Here is a 25,411-nt window from a genome sequence, read left to right as displayed (position 1 = left end):
CAAAGCAAAAAAAGCTAACAGCGGGCCTCGATTTTTTCCATTTTGTATCCAATTCCCCACACCACCTTTAAGTACTCCGGCTCTTTTGTGTTGAGCTCGATTTTCTCACGGATACGTCTGATATGTACCATAACCGTGTTTTCTGCGGCAAACGCCTCTTCGTTCCAAACCCGGCGGTAGATCTCTTCAGCGGGGAAAATCCGCCCCAAGTTGCGCATGAGCAGGTCCACAATCTTCAGCTCTGTGGCGGTGAGCCGTACCGGCTCCCCGTCGGCCAGCAGCTCCCGGGTCTCCGGGTCATAGCGCAGCCGCCCGGTCACAACCGCTTTGGCGCGTCCGGCTGCGTTGACATCCCCGAGAGAGGTATAGCGGCGCAGCTGGCTGCGCACCCGCGCAACCAGCTCCTGAGGATGAAAAGGCTTTGCCACATAGTCGTCCGCACCCATGGATAATCCCAGTATTTTGTCTGAATCCTCACTCTTGGCAGAGAGAACGATGATCGGAAGATTGCGCTGCTCCCGAATCTTCAGGACCGCAGACAGTCCGTCCAGCTGCGGCATCATCACATCCATGAGAATCAGCCGCAGAGACGGATCAAGCGCCAGATCCAGAGCTTCCATGCCATTGTAGGCCTTCAGCACCCGGTACCCCTCTTTTTCCAATAAAATGGAAATGGCCTTGACAATTTCGCGGTCGTCGTCAACCACCAGAACACACTCATTCATACGACCCCTCCTCAACCGTTTTGATCTTAGCGCGTTTTCCTTACAAAAGCGCGGAGACAAATCTTTCAAAACCCTTACGATTTTACCATACTTGTACGGAAAGTGCAAAAAGCCCGCCCGGCAGATGCCGGACGGGCTTTTGTTACAAAAATTTTTTCATTTGCTCAATGTTGGCTTCTTCTGTCTTTAGAAGCTTGGCCGCCAGATTGCGGGTCTGCTCATCATTTCCTTCATAGTCGTGCAGGTGTTTTAGGCTTTTGGACATGCCCATGGTGTTGCCCTGAATCATCATTTCGGCCAGTTTTGACGTAGAGTGGTCCGTCATAGCCTGCATAGCAGTCATTACCTGGGAAGACACCTTGGATACCGCGCCGTTTCCTTGGGGAGCCTCGCCGCGCTCCAGCAGCATTTGGGCCGAAGCGCCCCGGAGCTTTTCATATTCAGTCAGCTGCTGTTCTAACGCCTGATGGAATCGCTCATCCTCCGCATACTTCAAAACCGATTGAATGCCGTCCCTGCCCATCTCAGTTGTTTTGTAGATATATTGCAGCAGCTCGTTTGACTGCATCATTGATACATCACCTCGGGGATAGTATCCCTCAGCGCGTCTGCCTTATTCCGCTCCACAGATCCGGTCGATCAGCTCCTGCATGAGGAGCGCGACCTGTGTAAAAGGTTTCCGATCTTCCCGTTTGAGCCACTCCTGGATCAACTGGTAACAGCCGTTGATTAGGAAGGCGTAGATATAATCCTGGCTTTCGCTGTCATACCGCCCAGCCAGACGGTCCGCGATGGTGGCACGGATCTGAGGCAGGCGGAACAGACGCGTTGGGAAGTCCTGTGTAATATTGTTGTCAATCAGCAGCTTTACCAAGGAAATATTTTGTTCAATATAGGCGCAGATGATGTTCAGCTTCCGGGCGGAGGAGGCTGAACTGTTGTCGCCGTCCTCCAGGGTGTCCTGAATCCCGGCAATAAACTCCGCCTCGACCTCCGCGAGGACGTCATATTGGCTGCCGTAATACTTGTAAAAGGTGGAACGGTTGACGCCCGCATCCTCACAGAGCATGCGGATGGAAATCTTATGTACGCTCTCCTGTACCATCAGACGAATCAGACTTTCGCGAATCAGCCGTTTTGTCAGCATGACCCGCTGATTTTCACGCCGTTCCAATGTCTGCGCCCCTCTCCTAATCAATAGACTGTCACTTTGATTATAGGGTGCGTGCGGGGGAATGTCAATTCGCTACTCTGGGCAAAACGACGACAAAACGACCCAAAATGGCTGTAAAGAAGACAATAAAAAAGGAAATGTTGTTTTAAAAGCAACAAATTTCTAACTGTCGGTTGCAAATCCAACACCTGGTATGTATTCTTACAGTATCAGATGAAATGGGGAGATGCGCCTTGGCAGGAATTCGGGCAGAGCATTTGGTGCGAGAATACATTATGGGAAAAATATCCATCCGGGCGGTGGACGACATCAGCTTTACCATTCCGGAGGGGAAGTATACCATTATCCTGGGCGCCAGCGGCGCAGGCAAGTCCACGGTATTGAATATGCTGGGCGGGATGGACTCGCCTACCGGCGGCAGACTGCTGGTAGGGGAGCGGGAGATTTCCCGCTATCATAAGCGCCAGCTGGCGGAGTACCGGCGCAACAGCATTGGTTTTGTATTCCAGTTCTACAATTTGATGCCCAACCTGACCATGCTAGAAAATGTGGAGTTGGCCAGCCAAATCTGCCAAAATCCGCTGGATGCCCGCCAAGTGCTGGATATGGTGGGCCTGGGGGATCGGGCCAACAACTTTCCGGCCCAGTGCTCCGGGGGTGAACAGCAGCGCGGAGCCATTGCCCGCGCCCTAGCCAAAAATCCGGATATCCTGCTGTGTGACGAGCCCACCGGCGCGTTGGACTACAAGACGGGCAAGGCCATCCTGGCTTTGCTGTACGAGCTGTGCCGCAAGAGCGGAAAAACCGTTATCGTGGTCACCCACAATGGGGCGCTGGCGCCCACAGCGGACGTGCTGATCCGCATGAAGAGCGGCAAGATCGAGTCCTTTACAGAGAATCCCAATCCCGTCCCTGTTCAGGAGCTGGAGTGGTAGTATGCTTTGGAGGAATTTTTTTCGCGACCTGAAGAGCACGCTCTCCCGCCTGGTCTCCGTGATCTTCATCACCATGATCGCCGTGATGGTATATGTGGCGCTCAATGGCATTTTTTATAATGTGGCACAGATTAACAGCGCCTATTTCGACGGGCAGAATGTGGCCGACTACTGGATTACCGGAACGGATCTGGACCGGAGGGATTGCCGGGTGCTGGAGCAGATCCCTGGCGTCACCGGCGTGCAGCCACGCCTGGTTTTTGACGCGAACAAGCGGGGCGACGAGAGCGTTACGCTGGCACTGTATGCGGTTGCGGAGGACTATTCTATCAATACCCCCTATCTGGTGGAGGGGCGTTTGCCGGCCGGAGAGCGCGAAATGGTAATCAGCGACCAGTTTGCCTCGGCCCATGGTCTGGAAATCGGCGATTTTTACGAGATGACGATCCCGGGGGCCGGTCTTGACCTGCGGCTGCAGATCTGCGGGTTGGTCAAGGACCCGGAGTGTATGCGCCATATCAATGCCACCACGCCCATGCCGGACCCGCTACGCTACGGCTTTGCCTATCTGAATGAGACGGTGCTCAGCGCTTTGATGGGGGCAAACCGGTACAACCAGATCTGTATTACCGTGTCCGACGAGGCCGAAGACCGCGCCATCCGCCAGGAAATCGACCAGCGGCTGGGGGAAAAGGTGGTCAACGTCCTGGCCCTGGAGGACAACATGCAGGTATACGCCTTTCAGGGCACCACTGACGATCTAACCCCCGTCCTCAAGCTTTTTCCGGTGCTCTTTTTTCTGTGTGCCGTGCTGCTGATGGTGAGCAATATGAGCCGCCTGATCGAAAATGCCCGATCCGCCATTGGTACCTTTAAGGCATTGGGCTACTATGACAGCACTATTATGGGCTATTATCTGCTGCACGCGGTGCTGGTAGTGCTGGTGGGCTTCCCACTGGGCGTGTTGCCCAGCAAACTGCTGATCCGGCTGATTGTGGAGACCCTGTCCACCGGGAGTGATCTGCCCGCCTATCAGGTGGTATGGAATTATAAGACTTGGGCGGAGGCGTTCCTGATCACCGCGGTGTGCTGCATCGGCAGCGCCTGGCTGGTGGCCCGCTCCGAGCTGAAGGAGAATCCGGCCCAGTGCATGCGGCCAAAGCCGCCCAAAAGTACCAAGCCCGTGCTGCTGGAGCGGATCAAACCCCTCTGGCGCCGGCTGGGCTTTAATCAAAAGTACATCATCCGCAGCACCCTGCGCAACAAGCCGCGGATGCTTACCTGTGTCTTTGGCATCGCGTTCTGCATGGCCTTGGTCTTTGCGGCGTTTGCCCTGCGCGATTCCATCACCCACTATGCCGACGCGCTGACACAGAATCAAAACCGCTATGACATTATGGTGGATCTGAGTACTTATGTGACCGAGCGGCAGTACAGCCGGCTGTGGCGTCTGGATATGGTGGATGCGGCGGAATATGAAATGACCACCGCCTGCTGGTTCTATTCGGAGGACCAGCTGACCACTGCCACACTCACCGTGGCGGAGGACCAGCCGGAGCTGCGGCTCTACGACCCCTACGCCCCGGATACGGCGCCGCTGCCGGCGGACGGAATGGTCCTGGAGGAGAGCGTGGCCCAGGCTTTGGATGTGTCGGCGGGGGACACGGTGATGGTCCGCTTTACAGGAGATCCTCGCTTCTATCCCATCCTCGTGTCGGAGATTCAGCGCTGTGTCAGCGGTGCCTATGTAGGCCGCAGCCTATGGCGGAGCCTGGGTCTGGCCTATGTCCCGACCACCGCCTATTTGGCCACCGATCAGCGCCAGGCGCTGGCCGCCGAGCTGGACCGCTACGATTTTGTGGACGCCTGGCAGACCCGGGAGTCCGTGACTGACGCGGCGGCGGAGACCTTGTCCAGCTCGTCTCTGGTGGCCTATATCCTGATTCTTTTCGGCGGTGGTCTGGCCTGCGTGGTCATCTATAACCTGGGGATCATGAGTTTTTTTGAACAGATCCGAAGCCTTGCCACACTGATGGTGCTGGGCTTTTACGACCGGGAGATCAAGCGGCTGCAGCTGAGCGAGAACATTATCTTCGCCCTGGCGGGCATTGTACTGGGGCTGCCCTTCGGCATCCTGCTCAGCCATCTGTTTGTGGCCATGCTCACCACCATGCCTTTGGAGGTCGCCACAAAACCGCTGTCCTTTGTGCTCTCCTGCGCCATCACGCTGCTGTTTGCGCTGCTTGTGAATAGGGTGATCGGGCGCAAAATGCGGGATATTGATATGCTGGGCGCGCTGAAAAGCGTGGAATAAGGAAAGGGGAAAATAAGTCCATGGGCAAAACGATTTGTAGGGCGGCTGCTGCGGTCTGCCTTGTGTGCCTGCTGCCGCTGAGCGGGTGCAGCCAGACCGGGCAGGCGGAGTACACCACAGTGCATCCGGACGTGGGAACCATAGAAAATGTGGTGGAGGATACCGGGCTGGTGGCCTATCGGGACCCATTCTCCGTCATTCCCCTGGTGAGCGGAAAGATTCTCTCCTGCAGCTTTGAGGAGGGGGACACGGTGGCCGAGGGGGCGGAGCTCTATGTCATCGATTCCTCCGACCTGGAGGACCAGATCACACAGGCGAAGCTGTCCCTGGACAGCGCGGCGGAGGCCTGCCGCCAGGCGGAGGAGGCCTGTGCGGATCTGACGGTCACCTCCCACGCCGCCGGCTCCGTTACGGCGGTCCATGTCCATGTGGGGGACTTTGTCAGCACGGGCACGCCCATCGCACAGGTGGAGGACCAAATCAATCTGACGGTAACGCTGCCCTTCGCAAAAGAGGATGCTCAGTCGATCACGCCCGGCAGCGCGGCCGTGGTGACCTTTTCCTCCTATGCCGATTCCGTTCCCGGCACAGTGAAGCGGGTCTATGACACCACAACCGCCCTGGCCGGCGGCAGAGAGGGGGTCAACGTGGAGATTTCCTTTGTCAATCCCGGCGTCCTGACCAGCGGAACCATTGCCATGGCCCGTGTTGGAAACGCAGAATGCATGGACGGCGCCGCAGTGGGCTACGCGACCGCGCAATCCATTTATTCCACGCAGTCGGGACAGGTGCTTACCCTTCCGATCCAGGTGGGCGACGCGGTGACGGTGGGAGAAACCGTGATGACCATCAAGAATGAGAGCCTGACCAACGCGGCGGCCAATGCCCGCCTGTCAAAAAAGAGCGCAGCGGTAAGCCTGGCGCAGCTGGAGGCCAAGCGGGAGGACTATATCGTCCTTTCTCCTGCGGGCGGCGTGGTCTCTGCCCGCAGCTGCAAGGCCGGCGATTTTGCCAGCGCTGCCGCCCCCATGGCCACCATTGTGCAGGAGCAGTCCATGTGTATCAATGTGCCCATTGACGAAATTTATATTGACCGCATCTGGCCCGGCCAGCAGGCGGAGGTCGCCTTTACCACGGACAGCGGAGAGGAGAGGACCTACGCCGCATCGGTGCGCCGGATTGACGAAAACGGTGTTACCTCCGGCGGGGTTACCGATTATACCGTTGAGCTTGCTCTGGAGGCCACAGAGGGGCTGAAGGCGGGCATGAATGTGTCGGTATCCATTCTGACCGAGCAGAAAGAGAACTGCCTGCGCCTGCCGGAGCGGGCGGTGAGCCAGGGAACCGTCCAGGTGCTGCGGGAGGGCAAGCCGGAGGAGGTGGCGGTAGAGACCGGCCTGACCGGCGGCGGCTATGTGGAGATTACCAGCGGCCTGAGCGAAAGCGACGAGGTAATTCTACCCTAAGGGCACACAGCAAAAAGTCCGCCTGATGAGGAATCTTTCGATCCCTCATCAGGCGGACTTCTATACATTACACCGGCTTTTGCCGATTTGCCAGGGCTGCCTGAACCAGCGCTTGACGATACTGTGTCTCACGGGAAGGCTTCACCTTGCCCGCACATACCGGGCAGCCGCATCTCTGCGCTCCTGTCCTAGAGTGGACGACTGCTTTCCATATATGACCTTCCGGGCATTGCCACCAGACCTTTTGATGGCTTCCAGGCGTAAGCATCTGTGGGGTGAGGGTTCCATTCAATTCAGCGTGCCATTGACTGGCTACAGCCGGCTCCAGCGTGGCTAAGTCGTTAAACCCGGTCAACACCTTTTTCCCGGTGCAATAGGGGCAGCCGCTGAGCTGGGCCGTTCGGGCGGATACTGCGGCCTGCCATATATGGCCCTCGGCACATTGCCACCAGACCCGGCGGTTACTGAAGGGAGAGACCCGCTCCGGCGTCAGCATTCCATTCCGCTCGTTGAGCCACTGCTGTGAAATTGCCGGAAAACATGTGGCCAAATCGGTTTCTCCCGCGATTACCCGCTTGCCTGAGCAGTAGGGACACCCCGCGCCATTTAAAGCCCGGGAGGATACCGAGGCCTGCCATACATGTCCGCGTCCGCACTGCCACCAGACCTTTCGACAGGAGCCGGCTACCAGCATACTGGGGGCCAAAGCGCCATTTTTTACGGGATGCCATTGGGCGGCAAGGGTTGGGTGAGTCGTGGGGAGATCGTTTTTCCCGGGGACTACCGCCCGATTCTTACAGATGGGGCAGCCGCTGCCGGCTGCTCTGGACTTGACCTGTGCCTGCCACTCATGCCCCTTTTCGCAGCGCCACCAGACTCTCCTATGGCTGCCGGGCACAACCATGTCCGGCGTCAGGGCTCCGTTTTTTCTGGGATGCCACTGCGCTGCCAATTCCGGGATCTGAGAGGCTAGGTCATTTTCGCCGGCACAGGCGCGCTTTCCGGTACAGCAGGGGCAGCCAGAGCCATCGGACCGGGCGTATACTGCGGCCTGCCAACGATGTCCGCGCTCACACTGCCACCAGACTTTCTGCCTGCTGCCATAGGAAACGGTTTGGGGCGTCAATGGCGCATTTTGTTGCGTGTCCCACTGCTCCAACACACGGGTTAGGCTGTGCTCCTGACAAAAATCGTATAAACTCTGTCTCATGTCATCACCGTATCTTTTGGGACTTAGAAGGGGAGAGGAGGAAGGAGCCGCAGCACCTTCCTCCTCCGTAAAGATTGGGGATTAATCCATCACTTCTCCGCCGGGGGCGGAGTGGGCATCAGACCACTCCCGCTCCAGCGCTGCCCAGTCACGCTGGGAAAGCTTGCTGGTCCACTGCTCCACCTTTTCTCCGTTCGAAGAAACCCACCGGTAGTCGTGGCTGTTCGTAGCCTCCATCATGTCCGCGTAATACCAGCTGTCTGCATCACAGTCCGGCCAGATGACCATGTTCTGTCTGGAGAGCAGCCGATCCTTGACCGGGATACGGCCCAAGGTGCGGTTTACAATGGCACAGGCCTCGGCGCGGGTAATGGGATTCTCTGGCTGGAAGGTGCCGTCAAGATATCCCTCAATGAGATGCATTTGGCGCGCGGCTTCCACATAGGCCGCATACCAGGCTTCCTCCGCCACATCGGGGAAATAGCCCTCATAGGCCACCACCGTGTAGTCAAAGAAGCTCACCGCAATCTTGGCAAACTCCGCGCGGGAGATGCTCTCGTCAGGCCGGAAGGTGCCGTCTGCGCATCCGTTGATGATGCCCATATTGCTCAGGGTGGAGATGGCGTTGTTATACCACATCTCCTCCGTTACATCGCTGTAGCTGTTTGTCTGGCTCCAGTACTGCGAGCGGATGTCATTCTTCAGCAGCCGGAAGAAAATAGTGGCCGTCTCACCACGGGTGATGTTCGCCTCAGGGCGGAGGGAACCGTTGTCATAGCCGATGATATAAGAGAAATGGTCGTCCGTATTCAGAACAGTGCTACCTCCGCTGGAACTGCCGCCAGAAATGGTATAGCTGACCGAGGGCTTGGGGAATTCCTCCGGCTGACCCTCTTCACCGCCGCTACTCACAGGGTACAAAACAGCGCTGTTGTTGGTGTACAGTGCACGATCCGCAGTTACAGCGGTTGTGCCGTCATTGGCGATTCCATCACCATTTCCATCGTAGATGCCGTAAGTACCGGAAGCCGTCTTGGGGTTGGTCAGCTTGACACAGTAGGTCAACTGGACCCGGGCAAAATTTGTGATGCTCACATTGATATCCCAGATGAAGCACTCTGCATACTCCTTGTCATCTGCGATCGTGATTCCGTCCTTGTAGTAATGCAGAACAAAGGGAGCTTCCGCCTGATTTTCAGCAGACACGCCCTCTGCGGTGAAGACATAGCGGGCTGTCTCTCCCTCATCAAGCATTTGGGTGCTCTCTGACGCGGTATAACTCACTTCACCGACTGTAAGGCGCAGCTGGTCAGCTCCAAGGATAAAGTCGAAATTATAGGCGTCGCTGCCCGTTCCGGAGCCAATTTCATCTATGACTCTGGAGCCGGGGCCCACCAGGTAGAGGATCTCTTCCTCAATGCAGCTAAAATCGACAGATTGGCCGTTGGCCAGGAATTCCATAAAGGATGGCCCCCATGCATAGTCCTGTCCTTTGCTCGGATTGGCGGCCATGGCATAGCAGTGATAGCCGTCCTGAACGGCGGACTGATAGACTTGATTGGTCAGATACAGCGCCTTATCCACAGACATAGCGTGATTTTCATTCTCTGTATAGGGGATATACGTTTCGGGGAATGTGCCTTGGTACGGATAATCGTAAGTGGTTCCGTCATCCTCAACCTGGGCGCCTGTTTCTCTCAGCCAAGCATCCCAGTCCACGGGAGCGGCATTGCTGCCGTATTTTGTAGCCCAGTTGTCCGGGCCCGCAAAATGCTTCGGGGCATCAGCATAGAACTCCCACGCAGTGGAGGTGGGTTCCGCACCGTATATATAGGTGATGCCGTCGCTGACAAAAATGAGGTATTTACGAGAGGCATCTACAGCGGCATCCTCATCAAGCATCTTTTTAGCAGCCAGCAGGCCGGCGTGGGTGTTGGTGCCAGATTGGACCTCGGCCTGAATGGCTTCTGCAATCGCATCGTACTGGGTCGACAGGTCCATAAAGCCGGTCACATGGGCCTCTTTGTTAAAGATAACAACGCCAACCTTGATCTTGGCATTTGTACTCTGAATGTGTTCCTTCAGATTGTCGAGCATACCCAGAGCCTGTTCCTCCAACTCCTGGCTGGTGGACTTATCCAACACAAATACCACGTCGGTCGCCAGCTCTTCCTCCGCACTGGGCAGGGCCAGGGTTACCTCGGAGGTATAAGTGCCGTCGGACTGTTTGATCAGATTTGTAGCGGACTTGGATTTGGAGTGGTCCCACTCTGTAGCTGGGGGAGTGGGAGTATCCTGTTCGGCCCAAACCGCATAAATAGTCTTTTCAGCGGAGCGTGCCGAATCAGCGGCCAGAGTCAGTGTGATCTCGTCCATGCTCTGATAATCTGCCTCATTGGCGTCATCTTGGTCGGCCCAGCCCAAGAATTCATAATCGGTTCGGGCAGGCTCTGTGGAGGATACGGTGAAGATATGGCTGGACTCCTGTGTCAGCACACATTCCGCCTCAGGAGCACCTGTTCCGCCGTTGGCATCGTAGATCAGGGTAAACCTGTTTTCTAAAACGTCTGGAACGTCGTCGCTGTCGGTGTCCAGACCCCAGGCGGCGTAGACTGTCACATTCTCGCCGTCGATGGTTACAGAGTTGATTGTGCTGGGCTTAACATCATCCTGCTCAAAAATCTGGGTCGTCGCTTCGGCGGTCCAGCCGATAAAAGTGACCTTGAGGTTATCACTTGTGTCAGCATGGGTCGGTGCGGGAGAGGTGGTCAAGCCCGGAGCAGCACCGTTTTCCAGGCCGGTCACCTGGGCAGGTACGCTCTCCGAAACTCCGCCGTTGGCGTCATAGGTCAGGGTATAAGTGGTTACAGGGGGAGGCGTGGGGCGCTCCTCCTTCGTCCACTGGGCAGTGAGCCTGGCGTAGGTGCTCAGCTTGATAGCAGAGCCGCTGTCAACGGCCTGATCTCCATAATCAAGTTTTCCGGAAAAAACAGGGAAGCTTCCGGTGGCGTCCACTGTAGAATAATATCCCAGCTTCCAGCCGGTAAAGGTATATGTATAGCTGCTGTCAGAAACCTGTGTCTTTGCAGGGGCAAGCACACTATGGCTCTGGTCCTCAGTTGCGAATTGAAAACTAACGCTGCCGCCGCTGGTGGCATAGGCATCGGCAGAAGAGACAATGGTTGACTCACTGCTGAACAGGGCACCAGCTTCACCTGCATCGTAGATCACATAAACCGGATTTGGCATTTTGGCCAGTTGAATGAGAATGTGATACGGCGCCCCCCGGCCCCCATGGAAAAAGCCATTCACCTTGGTGTCAAGAATAATGTCTCCGTTTGTGGGATCAAAGCGATCCATATAGGCGCTTCCGCTGCCGACAGACTGACAGTTCAAACCATCGCCGTGGCCATAACTTCCGTTATCATTACACGCCACGACTATATATTGAACATAGTAACCATCGGACGGCTGAATTTTTATATACCTCTTGGAGTACGTCTCTGTCCCCAATGTGTAGGAGGAGGCACTGATCTTTGTCCACACCGCATCCTCCGCATTGCTGTTGCTCACTGAAACCGTAACATTTGCCGCCCTGTTGACCTCTCCGGAGGCAGCAGCCAAGGTATACCCCGTGGAGGGGGCTGTCTTTGGCGTAATGGTGGCCACATTCCAGCAATAGGTCTTTGTGCTGTTTGCAGCCAGACTGGCGGTTGGCAATAGGCTTATGACCAAAATGAAAGCCATTACCATGGATAAAACTCTCTTCCTCATGCTGTTCTTCACTCCTTTTAAAAACTCATTATTCCTGTCACGGATATAGAAATAGGCCGCAAATTTCCCCCCTTTTAGTCGACCAGGACAAAATGTATATTTTGTTTCAAAGGTTGTGTTATTGTCGAAACAAAATGTATATTTTGTTCCCAAAGCTACTCCATTTCACGGATACATTATCTTTGAGTAACATTATTTTATCATCAGAATTTTAATATATCAACCCTTTTTAAACGTTTGTGCGCAACAAATTTGGGCCGACAAACAAGACTGTTTGACGGCCCAAATTTGTTGCGCACTTTTTTGTTATTTTCCTGCGAAAGCCGACTCTCTTTCTCAAACAAAACGGATTCCTAAGCGGCTTTTACAAATCCATTACAGACAAAATATACATTTTGTCCTGCTTTATGAAACAAGGTGCAGTCTGTCCAGCGTTTTTACGTGCTCCACCCCGGTGGATATTAGATAAATCCGGGTGGTTTCAATGGAGCTGTGCCCCAAGATATCCGCCAGCTTCGCAACATCCCGATCGACGTGATAAAAGGTACGTGCGAATAGATGCCGCAGATTGTGGGGGAACACCTTGCTCGGGGCTACGTCAGCCTCAGCGCAGAGCGCCTTCATCTCTGACCAGATCTGCTTTCTGGATAGGCTTATTCCGTTTCTGGTGAGAAAGATCTCACCGGAAGCGATTTTTTCTTTTTGGGCGTATTTTAAAAGTTTGCGGCACAGTTTGGATGGTAGGAGTATGGTGCGAATTTTGCCCTTCAGTGAAATATCCGTACGGCCCTTCCGAACCGCCTCTACCGTGAGATAGTGTACCTCGCTGACACGAATACCGGTGGAGCCCATTGTTTCCATCAAAAGCGCTAAGCGATCCTTTCCAGATCTCTGTGCACACTCGATCAGGCGGTCATACTCCCGCCGGTCCAAATCCCGGGCTGTGTCCCGGAACAGGCGCTGCTGTACCCGCAGATACTTGACTCGGCAGTCCGTCCAGCCCATGAAAGCGAAAAACTGGTGGATTGCGGCTAACATAGAGTTAATTGTAATTGGCGCGTAGCCTTGCTCAAGCAGTGCTTCTTTCCACGCGGCTGCGAGCTCTTTGGAAACAGGCCGCCCGTCCAGCCACGCTGTAAAATGGGCCAGATCGCGTTGATATTTCTCTCTCGTTCCATTGCTGCGCTCCTCTTGGATAAGATAGTTTTGGAAGTCGAGAACCATAGAAGCAGTAATTATTTTCTTCATATATAAGCCTCCTACCGAAAAGTTGAATTTATTTTACCGTTTAGATAGGAATGTATGTAAAAATAAAAAAAGCCGGAAAAATGCCTGCCTTTATGAGACAACTTTCCGACTTTTTTGCACGAGTCTCTGTATCATCCACAAAAGCCAGAAAAGGCACTGTTTTTCGATAAAAATGTTCGAAAAACAGTGCCTCTTTACATGGCCGGAGTGTAATTATAGGGCTTAAAAAAATCTAGTGCCAGTGATATCGAGGGTTAGCACTTTTGGCTGAATGCTGTCTATCTGTAATTCCAGTTCCTTTTCGCCAATGCTCATTTTGCGGGTTGCTCTGAAAGTATATTATATATTATTTTACTGACCTTTTACATCGGTCGCTTTTACAGAACGGCTTCAGAAGTGCAAGGTGAAACGGTCCTGTTCTGCTACGGCACAGCCACACGACAATGCGGTTGCCGAAGCATTCTTTGCTTCGTTCAAAAAAAGAAGAGGCGTACCGCAGGGAGTACGCCTCAGAACAGAGCTTTCGAAAAAGCGTGGAGCAGTATATTCAATTCTACAACGAGCTTCGTCCGCACCGAACCCTGAAATATAAAATGCCGCTGGCATTTGAAGGGTCATACTGGGCACGTTTATGAAAAAGCTGTGTTCAAATCATGTCCTTGCGTAAAAACAATACTTTTGCATTTTGTGAGTTTTGGAGCAAGGGCTCTGAAAAGGCAAAAAGAAAAAACCTTGATTTCACAAGGCTTTCAGGCAAGAAGAAACCCGCTTTTCGACAAAAATGTTCGAAAAACGGGTTTCATTCACTATGGTCGGAGTGCCGGGATTCGAACCCGGGGCCTCTTGGACCCGAACCAAGCGCGATACCAAACTTCGCCACACCCCGAAAACACTGTGATTTATTATAGTAACTCGCCGTTAGATTGTCAAGAGCGGAATTTTACTTTACCAGTGTAATAGTGATAAAATAAACCAGGGAAAAGGGCGCATCAATGGTAGTGCATATCACAAACGAGAGCAAAAGGCCATGTCTTGTGTTTTTCTGGGAATTTTGTTATAATAAATTTCTTAATAGAAATGGAGTGACGGTATATCATGCAGCGGCGCATCCCTTTAGGGAGCATGTGGAATTTACGGGATTTGGGCGGCTATCCAGTCCGTGGCGGGGGATACACCCGATGGGGACGGATACTGCGGGGGGATAATCCACTGGGACTGACTGACAAAGATGCTGACTGGCTGCGGGAAAGGGATATCACGACAGTGATTGACCTGCGTAGCAGGGAAGAGGTGGAGTGCAAGCCCGACGAACTGCGGGCGCTGCCCGGATTTGTGTACCACTTGATCCCGCTGACCGGCGGGGAGAGGCTGCCCAACCTGGAGGAGGACGTCCCCAAAAGCTACTTTGAGATGCTGGCCCGGGAAAAGGCGCCCGCCCAGGTATTGCGCACCATCGCTCACACCCCGGGAGGAGTGCTTTGCCACTGTACGGCGGGCAAAGACCGCACCGGATGTATTTCGGCCCTGCTGCTCGCCCTGGCTGGGGTGGACCGGCTGGACATTCTGGCGGATTATATGGTGACGGAGCTCTATATCAGCCCAGTTATTCAGGAGTTATCTGCTCGGATCCCCAATCTGGCGGCTTATGTGGGCAATTCTCGGCCGGCTTATCTGGACGGCTGCCTGACCCTGCTGGAGGAGCGCTACGGCTCGGTGCCGGGCTATATGCGCGCCATCGGACTGACCGGCGAAGAGCTGGATGCCCTGCGGGCAAAACTTCTGGAATAAAGGGGGCTTCCCGGGTGGGCTCTATCTCTGAGTTTCTTACACAGATGGACTGGTACGGACTGATCGGCTTATTGATCAGTGCTGCGGCCGCCCTGCTGTGTATCACGTTTCATGAGCTGTCGCATGGTTTTGTGGCCTATCGCCTGGGGGACCCGACGGCAAAAAATGCCGGCCGCCTGACGTTCAACCCGATCAAGCATCTGGATGTAATCGGGCTGGTCATGCTGCTGATCGCCAAGGTTGGCTGGGCCAAGCCGGTTCCGGTGAATATGCGCTATTTCAAGCACCCCAAGAGGGGGATGGCTCTGACCGCGATTGCCGGACCGCTCTCCAATTTCGCCATGGCGCTTGCGGCCACCGGCGCCTGTTCACTGATCTACCATATGGTGCCGCTGGGACGGGTATCCCTTTTGATTCTGTGCTTTTTTGCAAACACAGCGCTGCTCAGCGTCGGCTTTGGCCTGTTTAACTTAATCCCGATTTCTCCATTGGATGGGTCCAAGGTGCTCTTTGCCCTTCTGCCTGACCGCATGTACTATAAAATCCTGCGCTATGAGAAATATGTGATGATCCTGCTTGTTTTGCTGGTTCTGCTGGGCGTATTTGATACGCCTCTGTCCTTCCTGATGACCCGGACGCTCTATGGGCTGTGCCGGCTGACCGGGGTGCCGGCGGAGTTCCTGCTGGCCGGGCTGAATGTCACTCAAATTTTAAAGCTGTTCTGAGGTGAGCGCCATAGAAACGCCGATTTTCCACCTGGAAAAAGTGCTCAAGGTAAAAGATGAGGCGATGGAGGACTTCAGCGGTCCCCTTGACCTGATTCTTCACCTGCTCTCAAAAAACAAGATGGAGATCAAGGATATCCAGATTTCTCTGATTCTCGATCAGTACATGGAGTGGATGGCCCGGCGGGAAGAACTGGACCTGGAAGTGGCCAGTGAATTTGTCACCATGGCCGCCCATCTCGTGTACATCAAGACCCGTATGCTGCTCTCCGCCAGTGATGAAGAGGCCCTGTCTGAGATGGAGCAGCTGATCGCCTCCCTGGAAGCGCATCAGCGCCACGAAAATTACGCAAAAGTCAAGGCGGTTGTGCCGCAGCTGGACCGCCGCTATGCCGTGGGCCGTGACTATATTACAAAGGTACCGGAGCACCTCCCGGTCGATCGGGTCTACCGCTATGCCCATAAAAAGGAGGATCTCCTGCGGGCAATGACCTCGGTGCTGGAACGAGTTGACCACAGGCTCCCTCCGCCTATGGAGGCCTTTGAGGGAATTGTGGGGCGGGAGCCCTACCCGGTGTCCGATAAGGCGGCCGAGATTCTGCAGCAGTTGATGCGGTTCGGCGTGACCCGGTTCCGCGCCCTTTTTCAGGGCAACCGCAGCCGCTCCGAGGTGGTGGCCACCTTTATTGCCGTGCTGGAGCTGTGTAAGGCCAGGCGCCTGCTTTTGGCCGGGACAGAGTCGGACTGCACCGTGACCTGTACCGAGGAGACGGGGAACCGCGCGCTTGGATTCTCCACCGATGCGTATTAGAACCGGATTGGAGGGAAGAATATGGAACTGAAGGAGATTGAGTCCGCGATTGAGGGGATCCTGTTTGCCGCTGGAGAGCCGGTGGGTGTCGAGCGGATCTGCATGACCCTTGAGATTGACAAGGCCACGGCGGAGGCGGTGTGTCAGCGCTTGAGCGATTCCTACAGCTATGAGCGCCGGGGTATCCGGCTCATAAAGCTGGAAAACAGCTATCAGCTGTGCTCCGCGCCGGAATATGCCGATGTGATCCGAAAGGCATTTGAAAGCCGCAAGCCCGCCCGGCTGAGCCAGCCGGCCCTTGAAGTGCTGTCCATTATCGCCTACTATCAGCCGGCTACCCGGGCCTATGTGGATCAGATCCGCGGGGTGGACAGCTCCTATACGGTGGGGCTGCTGCTGGAGCGGGAGCTGATTGAGGAGTGCGGCCGGCTGGCCGTGCCGGGTCGGCCGATCCTGTATCGGACCACGCAAAATTTTCTGCGCTCCTTTGGCCTGAGTACGCTGGAGGAGCTGCCTGAGCTGCCCAACGCAAGTCCGGAGGATGGACAGATTACGCTGGAGATGCAGGCGGCGGTGGAGCGCCTGCGGGCGGAGCAGGCGGCGGAGAAGGCTTTTACAGGCGAGGAGCTGGATCAGGCGGCCAGGGAGCTCTCTCGGCAGGAGGCTGCAGCCCAAAAGGAGGAGGCGTAGCGCATCGTGAAGGCCCTCGTAATTCTGGGCGTGATTGTCTTGGCCCTTGTCCTGCTCTCCTTTGTGAGGCTGGGCGCCCTGGTGGAATACGGGGAGCACGGGCTTTCGGTGCGGGTAAAGACAGGACCGTTCAAGCTCACGGTCTATCCGCGCAAGCCGAAAAAAAATGAGACGGATACGAGTAAGCCGCCAAAGAAGAAGCAGAGTGCGGCACAGCAGAAGCGTAGCAGCGCCCTAAAGTGTGGCCCTTTGGCCATGGTAAAAAAATTTCTACCGCTGATCGCTGAGGCGGCAGGCCGCTTCAAACGAAAAATCCGCATTAATGTGTTCCATCTGGATTTTACAGCCGCGGCCTCTGATCCGGCAAAGGCAGCTATGGCCTTCGGCGGGGCCAATGCGGTCATCGGGATGCTCTGGCCCTTAATTGAACAAAATTTTCAGGTAAAGGAACGTCGGCTGCGCACCGCGGTGGACTTTAACGCCACGGCTCCCTCTGTCTCGATCTTCGCCCAGGCCACACTGACCCTGGGGCGGGCCATAACCCTTGGTCTGCGGCTGACGATCCGGTTCCTGAAGCTGTTTATGGAATATCGTACGGAAACCAAACAGACCGAAAAACAGACATCATCTACACAGAAAGAGGCGGTTTAATTATGGAAAAAAATCATCCCATCGGCGACCTGATGGCCACCACAATGCAGAAAATCCGCGAGATGGCGGACGCCAATACCATCATTGGTCAGCCTATCCAGGCGGAAGAGGTTACCATCATTCCTGTTTCAAAAATCAGCATGGGCTTTGCCTCCGGCGGCAGCGACTTTGCCACAAAGGCCCAAAAGCCGGAAGCGGACAACGCCTTTGGCGGCGGCGCGGGGGCCGGCGTCAATATTATCCCCGTGGCTTTCCTGGTGGTGCGGGGTGAAACCGTAAAACTGATGCCTGTGGCGCCTCCCGCCGGGACTACGGTGGACCGGGTGGTGGAGATGGTCCCAGAGGTCTTTGACAAGGTTACCGGCTTTATCGAAAAGCAGCAGGGCAAAAAGAAGGATAAAGAGGATTTCTAAGGCGCATACTACCGGCATCCTTTGCTTATGAGGTGATGCCCCTTGAAGCGTCTCACAGCGGCCCTGCTGGCATTGCTGCTTGTCCTGTCTGTGTTATGGAGCGGCGTCTCTGCGGCGGCGGTGCAGACCTCCGCCGTGTCGGCTATTTTGGTGGATGCGGACTCCGGCAGAGTGCTCTATGAGCAGAATGCCGATGAAAAACGGCTGATTGCCAGTATTACCAAGCTGATGACCGCCCTGGTGGCAGTGGAACACCATCCCCAGGTCTCCGACCTTGTCACCATCCGACCGGAATGGACCGGAGTGGAGGGCTCTTCCATGTATCTGCGCGCTGGGGAACAGCTGTCCCTGGAAGCATTGCTGTATGGATTGCTGCTGGTGTCCGGGAATGACGCCGCGGTGGCGGTGGCGGGATACTGTGCCGGAGATGTGGAGACCTTTGTGGGCTGGATGAACCAGAAGGCGGCGGAGCTGGGCATGGCCGACAGCCATTTTGCAAATCCCAACGGGCTCAACCACGAAGAGCATTATTCCACTGCCGCCGATATGGCCCTGCTGGGCAGAGCGGTGCTCAGAAACGAGACTCTGGCGAAGATTGTCAGTACGCGCTCCATTGCCATTGCCGGGCGCAGCCTGAGCAATCACAACAAATTACTGTGGCAGTATGAGGGCTGTATGGGCATGAAAACCGGCTATACAGAGAAGGCGGGGCGCACCCTGGTCTCCTGCGCGGAGCGCGGCGGCCTGCGCCTGATCGCGGTTACCCTGTGTGATCCCAACGACTGGAAGGATCACGCCGCACTCTACGACTATGGGTTTTCCGCCTATACCGCGCAAAATCTGGCCAGCGCGGGGGCGCGGTGGGGGCTTGGCCCGGTGGCCGGAACACTGGGAAGGATGGCGCCGGTCTGTACGGCTGAAGATGTGTCTTATCCGCTGAGGGATGGAGAGAGCATTGAGACGCGGGTGGAGTGGAACGGCGCCCTTGCCGCTGCGCCTCTATCCGCGGGGACCCCGGTCGGCCGGCTGCTGTTTACACTCAACGGAGAGACCATTGGGGAGACGCCGCTGGTCCTGGAGCACGATGCGGCGGATGACCGCATCCAACCCGGATTTTGGGCGCGGTTTCGCGCCTGGCTTTCCTAAAACCAAAGACGGCAGGCGGGCTTCCGCCTGCCGTATCCTACATAAAAAGGAGCGGTGGGCGCTTTTGGAAGAGCGTTTGCAGAAAATTCTCTCTGCCTGCGGGGTGACCTCCCGCCGTGGGGCGGAACAATTTCTGGTGCAGGGCCGGGTGACGGTCAATGGAAGGTCCGCACAGGTGGGCGATAAGGCCGACCTGGATCTGGATGATGTGCGCGTGGATGGGAAGCCCCTGAAAAAGGTGCGGGAGCATACCTATCTGATGCTCAACAAGCCCCGTGGATATGTGACCACCCTCTCGGACGAGCAGGGCCGCCCGGACGTATCCCAGCTGATCCGCACATGCGGCCGGCGGGTGTGGCCGGTCGGCCGCCTGGACCTGGACACCGATGGGCTGCTTCTTTTCACGGATGACGGCGTGCTGACGCAGCACTTGCTGCATCCCAGCCACGAGGTGGAGAAGGAGTACCACGTCTGGGTGACCGGAAATCTGACCTATGGCCTTCGCGTACTGCGCGGACCGCTTCAGCTGGACGGCGTCCCTCTTCGGCCGGCAAGGGTGGAAGTGCTGGAGCAGCTAGGGGACAGTGCGGTGCTTTCCATTACCATCCACGAGGGGAAAAAGCGCCAGGTCCGGCGTATGTGCGGGGCAGGGCAGCTGAAGGTAAAGCGCCTACAGCGGGTGCGGGAGGGCGGCCTGCTTTTGGGCGACCTCCCCCTGGGGCAATGGCGCCCGTTAACTGAGACGGAAATCCGCCATTTACTGGATGCCTAAGGGATGGCAGAAGAGTATTTTGCAAGAGGCTGTCTTTATCTTGCAAAAAAAGATTGCTTTTCCGCGCTTTTCCCGCTATGATAGAGGGTGTATTGTAATTCCTCACCCCGGGGCGGGCGGATTACCAGGAGGTCGAAGAAATGACGAAAGATATTTTGTCGCTCATACAAGCGAATATGAGCACCTTTTCCAAAGGGCAGAAATTAATTGCCCATTTTATTCTGGATTCCTATGACAAGGCCGCTTTTATGACTGCCAGCAAACTGGGCAAGACGGTGAACGTAAGCGAGTCCACAGTGGTCCGCTTTGCCGCGGAGCTGGGCTATGACGGGTACCCGGCCATGCAGAAGGCCCTGCAGGAGATGATCCGCAGCAAGCTGACCTCGATTCAGCGCATTGAGGTTTCCAATGACCGCATCGGTAATCAGGACATCCTCTCCATGGTGATGCAGTCGGATATCGAAAAAATCCATCTAACACTGGAGGAGACCAGCAGAGCGGACTTTGACCAGGCGGTAAACGCCATTGTGGCGGCACAGCACATCTACATCCTGGGCGTGCGCTCCGCTGCCTCCATCGCCAGCTTTTTGGGGTTCTATTTCAATTTGATTTTTGATAATGTCACCGTAGTCCACTCCACCTCCACCAGCGAGGTGTTTGAGCAGCTGCTGCGGATCGGGCCGGACGATGTGATTCTCGGTGTCAGCTTTCCCCGCTATTCCCGCCGTACGGTCAAGGCCATGCAGTTCGCCCTGGACCGCCGCGCCACCACCATTGCCATAACGGACAGCCAGACCTCGCCCTTGGCCCCGATTTCCTCCCTGACGCTGCTGGCCAAGAGTGATATGGCGTCCTTTGTGGACTCACTGGTGGCTCCGCTGAGTCTGGTCAATGCACTGATTGTGGCCATCGGGCGAAAAAAGAACGAGGATCTTTCCCGCACCTTTGAAACGTTGGAGCAGATTTGGGACGAGTACGAAGTTTACGAAAAGGCAGAAGAGTAATTTGGATGATGTGATTGTGGTAGGCGGCGGAGCGGCCGGCTGCATGGCCGCGCTGGCCGCCGCCCGGCAGGGGGCCGCCGTCACCCTGGTGGAGCGTAACCAGAAGCTGGGGCGTAAGCTGTATATTACGGGCAAGGGGCGGTGCAACGTCACGAACGACTGTACGGTTCCGGAATTGCTGCAGTGCATTCCGCAGAACAGTCGGTTTTTAACCAGCGCTTTGACCCGTTTCCCCCCGGAACAGGTCAAAGCCTTTTTTGAGAGCTGCGGGGTTGCGTTAAAAACAGAGCGGGGCAATCGGGTCTTTCCATGTTCGGACAAGTCGGCCGATATTATCGACGCTCTCCTGCTGGCTCTGCGCCGGGCGGGGGTCAGGCTCCTTCAGGACCGGGTGATCAGACTGCGGCTGGGAAATGAGACATTGCTGGGAGCTGAGGGGGAGCACAACTTTTATCCTTGTAAGGCTGTAATCCTTGCCACGGGCGGTGTGTCTTATCCACTCACCGGCTCCACCGGCGACGGCTACGCCCTCGCGGCCAGTGCCGGACATACGGTGATTCCGCCCCGCGGAAGTCTGGTGCCCTTGGTGGCGGAGCAGGACTTCTGCGCCAGGATGCAGGGGCTATCCCTGCGCAACGTGGCGATTCAGGTAAAAAACAGCAAAAAAAAGACCGTGTACGCAGAGCAGGGAGAGCTGCTTTTCACGCATTTTGGACTTTCCGGCCCTCTGATTCTCAGCGCCAGCGCCCATATGCGGAATTTTCAGACCGACCGCTACACCGTGGTCATGGACCTGAAGCCAGCCCTGACGGAGGAAAAGCTGGAGAAACGTCTGCTGAGGGACTTTGAGGAGAACGCCAACCGGAATTTTCGCCATGTACTGGAGGGACTGGTCCCGCGGTTGATGGTCCCCGTCCTGGCGGAGCTGTCCGGCATCCCGGAGGACCTCAAGGCAAATTCTATTACAAAGGTCCAGCGCCGCCGTTTGCTGGAGCTGCTCAAGGGTCTGCGGGTGGATATCCGCGGGCCGCGTCCGGTAGAAGAGGCAATTGTGACCGCCGGAGGGATTCGGGTCTCCGAGGTAGACCCCAGGACCATGGCTTCCAAACGGATGCCCGGGCTTTTCCTGGCGGGGGAGCTGCTGGATGTGGACGCTTATACGGGCGGCTTTAATCTGCAGATTGCCTGGTCCACCGGCCATGCGGCCGGCGAAGGAGCCGCCGCATGGGCACTTGGCTTGGAAAATGAACATCTGGAGGCATTCTGAATGAGTGCATATAAAAGTATTGCGTTGGACGGCCCCTCCGGGGCAGGCAAAAGCACGTTGGCCAAGCTTCTGGCTGAGGCGCTGGGGTTTGTTTATGTGGATACGGGGGCCATCTACCGCACCGTAGGGCTGTGTGCGTTTCGGAAGGGGGTCGCCCCAACCGACCCGGAGCGGGTGGCTGAGCTTCTGCCGGAGCTCCATCTGGAGATGCGCTATGAGGCGGACGGGCTGCAGCACATGTATCTGGATGGGGAGGATGTGACGCAGGAGATCCGCAGACATGAGATCTCCCGCTACGCCTCCCTGGTCTCCGCCATTCCGGCCGTGCGCGCCTTTCTGCTGGACCGTCAAAGAGAGCTGGCCCGGCACAACAATGTGATTATGGACGGCCGGGACATCGGCACTGTGGTTCTGCCCCATGCGGACATCAAGATTTTTTTGACCGCCACGGCGGAGGACCGGGCGCGGCGGCGCTATGAGGAGCTCACGCAGCGCGGGCAGAAGCTGGACTTCGCGGTGGTCCTCCGGGACATCCGAGAGCGGGACGAGCAGGACAGCCGCAGGGCCGCTGCGCCGCTGCGCCGGGCGGAGGACGCCGTGCTGGTGGATACGACGGGCAATTCCCTGGAGGAGAGCTTTCAGCTGCTGCTCCAGACAGTCAAGGAGCGTTTATCGGTATGATCGCAGGTATGAATGTTATCTATGTGCTGGCCTATTGGGTTCTCTGGCCGGTTTTCCGCATCTTTAAGCCCACAAAGACCATTGGCCGGCAGAACATCCAAAAGGGCGGCTTATACTGCGCCAACCATACCCGTATGAGTGATCCGCTCTTTGTGGCCTATGCCATGGGATGGCCCCATCAGATCCATGTGATGGCCAAGGAGGAGATCATGCACTGGCCGATTCTTGGCTGGATTTTGAAGCATGGCGGAATTTTTGGCGTCAAGCGCGGCGAGTCAGACGTGGGGGCCATCAAGACGGCGATGAAGTACTTAAAGGCGGAGGAAAAGCTTCTGATCTTTCCGGAGGGCACCCGGCATCAGGACGGCGAGTTCGGCGCGGCCAAGACCGGCGCGGCCATGCTGGCGGTCCGCACCGGCGTGCCGATTATCCCGGTCTATCTGCCTCCGGAAAAAAAGTGGTTCCGCCGCACGCCCGTGGTTTTCGGGGAACCCTATTACCCAAAGGTGGCTGGGCGAAAGGGAACCGCGGATGAGTACCGTGCCATCGCCGACGACTTAATGGAGCGGATTGAGGCGCTGGCCCCGCAGGCGGGCCTATGAGGCCGTCTTTGGAGCTGGCCCGCTCTGCGGGATTCTGCTATGGAGTGCGCCGGGCGGTGCACATGGCGGAGTCGGCCTCCCAAAGTGGGCGGCCCTGCGTGATGCTGGGGAGCATTATCCACAATCAGAGCGTCATTGAATACCTGGAAGCGCAGGGGGTGGCCCTGATCCGCTCACCGGAGGAAGCGCCCCCGGGGGCAGATGTCATTATCCGCTCTCACGGGGAGGGACGCACGGTCTATGAGGCTCTGCGCCTGCGCGGCTGTCCGATGATTGACGCCACCTGCCCCAACGTGTCGCGCATCCATCAAATCGTATCGGATGCGGAGGTAGCTGGCCGGCAGGTCGTGATCATTGGAATGCCGGACCACCCGGAGGTAGCCGCTATTGCCGGATGGTGCCGCCATCCGGCGGTGCTGGCCAATGCGCGGGAGCTGGAAAACTGGCTTCTCCAGGAGCCGGAACGGCGGGAGAAGCCAGTTACAATGGTCTCTCAGACCACCTCCACCAGACAACTTTGGGATTCCTGCGTAGAAAAAGCAAAAAAACTGTGTACAAATTCAAAAATTTTTGATACAATATGTAATGCTACGTGTAAACGGCAGTCTGAGGCACAGGAGATCGCCGCCCGCTGTGAAGCGATGATCGTGATCGGGGGACGGGAGAGTTCCAACACCAAACGGCTGGTAGAATTATGCGAAGCGCTCTGCCCACAGGTCGTTTGGATTGAACGGGCGGCGGAGCTGGAACCTTCCACCCTGTGTCGGAAGGCTTCTATTGGAATCACTGCGGGCGCGTCCACGCCTGAGTGGATTATAAAGGAGGTCTATGACAAAATGAGCGACGAAATCATGGAGATCGAGGAGTCCTTTGCGGAACTGCTGGAGAAATCGATCAAAACTTTAAATACAGGGGAGAAGGTTACGGGTGTTGTCACTGGCATCACCCCCACTGAGATCTATGTGGATCTGGGTACCAAGCACGCCGGCTACATACCGGTGTCCGAGCTCACCGACGACCCTACGGTCAAGGTGGAGGACCTGGTGCATGTAGGCGACGAGATTGAGACCTATGTCATGCGCGTCAACGACCAGGAGGGTGTGGTCACCCTGTCCAAGAAGCGCCTCGACACCGTCAAGAGTTGGGACGATATCGAGCAGGCCAAAGAGGAGCACACCACCGTGGAAGGCGTGGTCACCGAGGAGAACAAGGGTGGCGTAGTAGTCTCCATCAAGGGAGTGCGGGTTTTTGTGCCCGCCTCTCAGACCGGCCTGCCCCGCGACGCTGCGATGAGTGAACTGCTCAAGCAGAAGGTGCGTCTGCGCATTACCGAGGTCAACCGCGCCCGCCGTCGTGTAGTGGGTTCGATCCGTGCTGTGGCCGCGGAAGAGCGCGCCGCCAAGGCGGCGGAGGTCTGGGCCAACATTGAAGAGGGCAAGCGGTACAACGGCACGGTTAAGAGCCTGACCTCTTACGGCGCCTTTGTGGACATCGGCGGTGTGGACGGCATGGTTCACATCTCCGAGCTGTCCTGGTCCCGCATCAAGCACCCCTCCGAGGTGGTCTCCGTCGGCGACCCGGTGGAGGTGTATGTGATTTCCTTTGATCCTGAGAAGAAGAAGATCTCTCTGGGGATGAAGGACCACAGCCAGGATCCCTGGTCTGTGTTCACTGGCAAGTATAATGTGGGTGATACCGCCAATGTCAAGGTAGTCAAGCTGATGACCTTTGGCGCCTTTGCCGAGATTGTCCCCGGTGTGGACGGCCTGATCCACATCTCCCAGATTGCCGACCACCGCATTGACAAGCCGGGTGACGTGCTCTCCGAGGGCCAGATGGTGGACGTCAAGATTACGGATATTGATTTTGACCACAAGAAGGTCTCTCTGTCCATCCGTGCCCTGTTGGAGGATGCGCAGCGCACCCAGAGCTCTGAGGACGAGGGTGATGCTGTAGTTGCCTCTGCGGACGGGGATGGTACCCAGGTCGCCGAGGATTTCCAGGACTGAAATCCA

At 56.3% G+C, this 25,411-nt stretch carries 23 protein-coding genes and 1 tRNA gene; 17 read left to right on the top strand and 7 right to left on the bottom strand.

Annotated features, from left to right (window positions below):
- Positions 1-14: 14 nt before the first annotated feature.
- The 3 genes from H9Q75_RS02400 to H9Q75_RS02390 all read right to left on the bottom strand — a co-directional run bounded on the left by H9Q75_RS02400 (position 15) and on the right by H9Q75_RS02390 (position 1,899).
- Positions 15-725 carry a response regulator transcription factor gene (locus tag H9Q75_RS02400; protein WP_186564559.1) on the bottom strand — a complete coding sequence of 237 codons (711 nt, stop codon included), beginning with the start codon at positions 723-725 and terminating at the stop codon, positions 15-17.
- 142 nt (positions 726-867) lie between these two features.
- Positions 868-1,293, bottom strand: coding sequence for a hypothetical protein (locus H9Q75_RS02395; protein ID WP_243200645.1), 426 nt, complete (start codon positions 1,291-1,293; stop codon positions 868-870).
- A gap of 45 nt (positions 1,294-1,338) precedes the next feature.
- The gene (locus H9Q75_RS02390; RefSeq protein ID WP_186564557.1) at positions 1,339-1,899 is read right to left on the bottom strand and encodes a TetR/AcrR family transcriptional regulator; all 561 of its coding nucleotides are present in this window, start codon (positions 1,897-1,899) and stop codon (positions 1,339-1,341) included.
- 275 nt (positions 1,900-2,174) lie between these two features.
- On the opposite strand from H9Q75_RS02390, the gene H9Q75_RS02385 reads away from it, so the two are divergent.
- Genes H9Q75_RS02385 through H9Q75_RS02375 form a run of 3 tightly spaced genes read left to right on the top strand, consistent with a single transcriptional unit; the run spans position 2,175 to position 6,614 of the window.
- On the top strand, positions 2,175-2,834 hold the full coding sequence (locus H9Q75_RS02385; protein WP_243200644.1) for an ABC transporter ATP-binding protein: 660 nt from the start codon (positions 2,175-2,177) through the stop codon (positions 2,832-2,834).
- A gap of 1 nt (position 2,835) precedes the next feature.
- Positions 2,836-5,148, top strand: coding sequence for an ABC transporter permease (locus H9Q75_RS02380; protein WP_186564555.1), 2,313 nt, complete (start codon positions 2,836-2,838; stop codon positions 5,146-5,148).
- A gap of 20 nt (positions 5,149-5,168) precedes the next feature.
- Complete coding sequence (locus H9Q75_RS02375) at positions 5,169-6,614, top strand: HlyD family efflux transporter periplasmic adaptor subunit (protein ID WP_186564554.1); 1,446 nt, start codon at positions 5,169-5,171, stop codon at positions 6,612-6,614.
- Positions 6,615-6,681: 67 nt separating this feature from the next.
- On the opposite strand, the gene H9Q75_RS02370 is transcribed toward H9Q75_RS02375, so the two are convergent.
- From H9Q75_RS02370 to H9Q75_RS02360, 3 genes are all read right to left on the bottom strand, one after another.
- Positions 6,682-7,824: a zinc-ribbon domain-containing protein gene (locus H9Q75_RS02370; protein WP_186564553.1), complete on the bottom strand. Its 1,143-nt coding sequence runs from the start codon at positions 7,822-7,824 to the stop codon at positions 6,682-6,684.
- An 81-nt stretch (positions 7,825-7,905) separates the two neighbouring features.
- A complete protein-coding gene (locus H9Q75_RS02365; RefSeq protein ID WP_186564552.1) occupies positions 7,906-11,184 on the bottom strand; it encodes an S-layer homology domain-containing protein in 3,279 nt (1,092 codons plus the stop codon).
- A gap of 819 nt (positions 11,185-12,003) precedes the next feature.
- On the bottom strand, positions 12,004-12,846 hold the full coding sequence (locus tag H9Q75_RS02360) for a tyrosine-type recombinase/integrase (protein WP_186564551.1): 843 nt from the start codon (positions 12,844-12,846) through the stop codon (positions 12,004-12,006).
- 443 nt (positions 12,847-13,289) lie between these two features.
- On the opposite strand from H9Q75_RS02360, the gene H9Q75_RS12930 reads away from it, so the two are divergent.
- On the top strand, positions 13,290-13,481 hold the full coding sequence (locus tag H9Q75_RS12930; protein WP_423788624.1) for an integrase core domain-containing protein: 192 nt from the start codon (positions 13,290-13,292) through the stop codon (positions 13,479-13,481).
- Between the two features lie 174 nt (positions 13,482-13,655).
- On the opposite strand, the gene H9Q75_RS02350 is transcribed toward H9Q75_RS12930, so the two are convergent.
- Positions 13,656-13,732 (bottom strand) — tRNA-Pro (locus H9Q75_RS02350).
- Positions 13,733-13,941: 209 nt separating this feature from the next.
- Between H9Q75_RS02350 and H9Q75_RS02345 the strand changes: the two genes are divergently transcribed.
- The 13 genes from H9Q75_RS02345 to H9Q75_RS02285 all read left to right on the top strand — a co-directional run bounded on the left by H9Q75_RS02345 (position 13,942) and on the right by H9Q75_RS02285 (position 25,405).
- A complete protein-coding gene (locus H9Q75_RS02345; protein WP_186564549.1) occupies positions 13,942-14,634 on the top strand; it encodes a tyrosine-protein phosphatase in 693 nt (230 codons plus the stop codon).
- 14 nt (positions 14,635-14,648) lie between these two features.
- Positions 14,649-15,359, top strand: a complete 711-nt coding sequence (locus H9Q75_RS02340) for a site-2 protease family protein (protein WP_186564548.1) — start codon at positions 14,649-14,651, stop codon at positions 15,357-15,359.
- A gap of 1 nt (position 15,360) precedes the next feature.
- On the top strand, positions 15,361-16,170 hold the full coding sequence (locus H9Q75_RS02335) for a segregation and condensation protein A (protein WP_341480881.1): 810 nt from the start codon (positions 15,361-15,363) through the stop codon (positions 16,168-16,170).
- A gap of 21 nt (positions 16,171-16,191) precedes the next feature.
- Positions 16,192-16,860: an SMC-Scp complex subunit ScpB gene (scpB, locus tag H9Q75_RS02330; RefSeq protein ID WP_186564547.1), complete on the top strand. Its 669-nt coding sequence runs from the start codon at positions 16,192-16,194 to the stop codon at positions 16,858-16,860.
- A 6-nt stretch (positions 16,861-16,866) separates the two neighbouring features.
- A complete protein-coding gene (locus H9Q75_RS02325) occupies positions 16,867-17,511 on the top strand; it encodes a DUF2953 domain-containing protein (RefSeq protein ID WP_186564546.1) in 645 nt (214 codons plus the stop codon).
- A gap of 2 nt (positions 17,512-17,513) precedes the next feature.
- Positions 17,514-17,924, top strand: a complete 411-nt coding sequence (ytfJ, locus tag H9Q75_RS02320; RefSeq protein ID WP_186564545.1) for a GerW family sporulation protein — start codon at positions 17,514-17,516, stop codon at positions 17,922-17,924.
- A gap of 42 nt (positions 17,925-17,966) precedes the next feature.
- The gene (locus H9Q75_RS02315; RefSeq protein ID WP_186564544.1) at positions 17,967-19,070 is read left to right on the top strand and encodes a D-alanyl-D-alanine carboxypeptidase family protein; all 1,104 of its coding nucleotides are present in this window, start codon (positions 17,967-17,969) and stop codon (positions 19,068-19,070) included.
- Between the two features lie 64 nt (positions 19,071-19,134).
- Positions 19,135-19,842: a pseudouridine synthase gene (locus tag H9Q75_RS02310; RefSeq protein WP_186564543.1), complete on the top strand. Its 708-nt coding sequence runs from the start codon at positions 19,135-19,137 to the stop codon at positions 19,840-19,842.
- Between the two features lie 140 nt (positions 19,843-19,982).
- The gene (locus H9Q75_RS02305; RefSeq protein WP_186564542.1) at positions 19,983-20,846 is read left to right on the top strand and encodes a MurR/RpiR family transcriptional regulator; all 864 of its coding nucleotides are present in this window, start codon (positions 19,983-19,985) and stop codon (positions 20,844-20,846) included.
- A gap of 1 nt (position 20,847) precedes the next feature.
- Positions 20,848-22,113 (top strand): BaiN/RdsA family NAD(P)/FAD-dependent oxidoreductase, encoded by a 1,266-nt coding sequence (locus H9Q75_RS02300; RefSeq protein WP_186564541.1) that lies wholly within the window; start codon positions 20,848-20,850, stop codon positions 22,111-22,113.
- A complete protein-coding gene (gene cmk / locus H9Q75_RS02295; RefSeq protein ID WP_186564540.1) occupies positions 22,114-22,794 on the top strand; it encodes a (d)CMP kinase in 681 nt (226 codons plus the stop codon). It abuts the gene before it with no gap.
- Positions 22,791-23,396: a lysophospholipid acyltransferase family protein gene (locus H9Q75_RS02290; RefSeq protein WP_186564539.1), complete on the top strand. Its 606-nt coding sequence runs from the start codon at positions 22,791-22,793 to the stop codon at positions 23,394-23,396. The genes cmk and H9Q75_RS02290 overlap by 4 nt, the downstream gene beginning before the upstream one ends.
- Positions 23,393-25,405: a bifunctional 4-hydroxy-3-methylbut-2-enyl diphosphate reductase/30S ribosomal protein S1 gene (locus tag H9Q75_RS02285; protein WP_186564538.1), complete on the top strand. Its 2,013-nt coding sequence runs from the start codon at positions 23,393-23,395 to the stop codon at positions 25,403-25,405. Before H9Q75_RS02290 ends, H9Q75_RS02285 begins: the two co-directional genes overlap by 4 nt.
- Positions 25,406-25,411 lie beyond the last annotated feature (6 nt).

Origin of the sequence: Lawsonibacter celer (genome assembly GCF_014281125.1) — a bacterium.
GTDB lineage: Bacteria > Bacillota > Clostridia > Oscillospirales > Oscillospiraceae > Lawsonibacter_B > Lawsonibacter_B celer.
Note: the sequence above shows the minus strand (reverse complement) of the source record. Positions and strands in the feature narration are given on the sequence as shown.